General features: G+C 59.8%; 2 protein-coding genes. Both read left to right on the forward strand.

Annotated elements, in window-relative coordinates; all coding sequences use genetic code 11:
- The first annotated feature begins 226 nt into the window (after positions 1–226).
- Positions 227–976 (forward strand): HEAT repeat domain-containing protein, encoded by a 750-nt coding sequence (locus NW819_RS11180; protein ID WP_414413786.1) that lies wholly within the window; start codon positions 227–229, stop codon positions 974–976.
- A 102-nt stretch (positions 977–1,078) separates the two neighbouring features.
- Positions 1,079–2,185 (forward strand): tRNA 2-thiouridine(34) synthase MnmA, encoded by a 1,107-nt coding sequence (mnmA, locus tag NW819_RS11185; RefSeq protein ID WP_414413787.1) that lies wholly within the window; start codon positions 1,079–1,081, stop codon positions 2,183–2,185.
- Positions 2,186–2,290: the final 105 nt, after the last annotated feature.

A 2,290-nucleotide genomic window follows, 5' to 3' on the forward strand; every position in this document is an offset into this window, starting at 1 on the left:
TTCAGCGTAAATGTATCAGCCTCGTATCCTCTCCACCAAAATATCCAAAATCTTCGTGATGGGGCCAAGTCAACCTGCTTTTCTCGACAACAGTGCTAGGATTTGTCGATCGAAACAGTGGCACCATGTCCCCAGAGATCCCGACCGGGCCAGACAAAGACGGCCTCTGTCCAAGCGCAGCCTCGTTTGCCATACTGAAGAAAGATTGTAAATATTTGTTAACGCCATGACTGTCTCTGCTTTGGATCCCGCCAACCCCGCCCGTTTACAGGAGATCGCTCAACGCTTGCGCAGCCCGCGTTCTGCGGACCGGATGGTGGCCTTGGCCCAGTTGCGGGATGTGCCGGCAGAGCAGGCGGTGCCGCTGATTTTGCAGGTCATCGACGATGAGAACCTGCAGGTGCGCTCTTTTGCCGTCTTTGCCCTGGGGATCAAGCAAACGGACGCCTGTCTGCCCAAATTGCTGGAAATCCTCACCCAAGACCCGGATTATGGCATTCGCGCCGACGCGGCAGGTGCCCTGGGCTATTTGGAAGATCCGCGGGCTTTTGAAGCTTTAGTGCGTGCTTTCTACGAGGATGTAGAATGGCTGGTGCGCTTCAGTGCCGCGGTGGCCTTGGGGAACTTGAAGGATCCGCGGGCTTACGAGGTGCTTCTGCGAGCCTTGGATGGGCCGGAGGTGTTGCTGCAGCAAGCGGCCATTGCGGCTTTGGGGGAATTGGGGGATCTGCGGGCGTTGGATCGGATTCTGGAGTTTGCCCAATCGGAAGACTGGCTGGTGCGGCAGCGGCTGGCCCAAGCGCTGGGCAATTTGCCTTCCCCCAAGAGCGTTTCTGCTCTCAACTACCTGGCCAGGGATCCCCACGATAGCGTTGCGGCGGCGGCTCTGGATTCGCTGCGGCGCTTGCGGCAAAGGGGCATCTCAGAAACCACCCCTGAGAAGGGATCCGGGCCAGCCAATTCTGAGGAAGGCTAAAGTAAAGATCCCAGCTCAGCTTGTTCCGGGTTCCCCAATCCCCAGAGAGAGGCCTCCTCTGTTTCCGGCTGAGCCTTTCTTTTCCTAGGATCCCTTGCCTTGATGGTTACTAGCCCCCACTCATCGGTTTCACCTGTTGCATCCCCGTCGCGGCCCCGCATTGTGGCGGCCCTTTCTGGGGGTGTGGATAGCTCTACGGTGGCGGCCCTTTTGCAGGAACAGGGCTACGCCGTGGAGGGGGTCACCCTCTGGCTCATGAGGGGGAAGGGGCAGTGCTGTACCGAAGGCTTGGTGGATGCGGCAGCTGTTTGTGAGCAGCTGGGGATCCCTCACCATGTGGTGGATAGCCGCGAGCTGTTTCAGGCCAACATTGTGGACTATCTGGTGGCCGGCTATGCGGAGGGCATTACCCCTCTACCCTGCTCCCAATGCAACAAAACGGTGAAGTTCGGCCCGTTGCTGGCCTATGCCCGCGAAAAGCTGGGCATCTCGCAGATGGCCACCGGCCACTACGCACGGGTGCGCTTTAACGCCGAGCTAGGACGTTACCAACTCCTGCGGGCGGTAGATCGGCAGAAGGATCAGTCCTATTTTCTCTACGACCTCAGCCAAGAGCACCTAGCCCATAGCCTCTTCCCCTTGGGCGAGTACACCAAGGCCCAAACCCGTCAGTTGGCTGCCCGCTACGGGCTGGTTACAGCCGACAAGCCCGAAAGCCAGGATCTCTGCTTGATTGAAACCTATGGCTCGATGCGGAGCTTTTTGGATCAGTACCTTGGGCAAAGGCCAGGGGAAATCGTCGATACCCAGGGGCGAGTGCTGGGATCCCATGAGGGCATCCACCACTACACGGTGGGCCAGCGCAAGGGGTTGGGGATTGCCTCTTCCCGTCCGCTTTACGTGGTGCGCATCGATGCGGCCATGAACCGCGTTGTCGTGGGGGAACGGGAGGAGGCTACCCAGGCTGAAGCGTGGGTAAGCCAAGTTAACTGGGTCTCTATCCCGGCGCCGACGGCATCCTTGGCTGTTGAGGTTCAGGTGCGCTACCGTACCCCCCCAGTGCCCGCCATGGTGATCCCGGAATCGCCAGAGCGGGTAAAGCTGCAGTTTGCCGAGCCGCAGTTTGGGGTCACTCCTGGCCAAGCTGCCGTCTGGTACCACGGGGATCTCCTGCTGGGGGGAGGGATCCTGGAGCGCCCTTCTCCCTAGGCCAACTGCAACTTCCCTCTCGCCAGGGGGGAAGGATTGGGGGTGAGGGCAAGCCAAACTACGCTGCTTGCGCTTGCAGCTGCTGCAGGGATCGGAACAGGAGCA

The sequence above is a fragment of the Synechococcus sp. R8-2 genome (genome assembly GCF_047461715.1).
Lineage (GTDB): Bacteria > Cyanobacteriota > Cyanobacteriia > Thermostichales > Thermostichaceae > Thermostichus.

Excerpts from the sequence above, each read along its gene's own strand:
- NW819_RS11180 (WP_414413786.1), top strand. The coding sequence starts at position 227 with ATGACTGTCTCTGCTTTGGATCCCGCCAACCCCGCCCGTTTACAGGAG.
- mnmA (WP_414413787.1), top strand. The coding sequence starts at position 1,079 with ATGGTTACTAGCCCCCACTCATCGGTTTCACCTGTTGCATCCCCGTCG.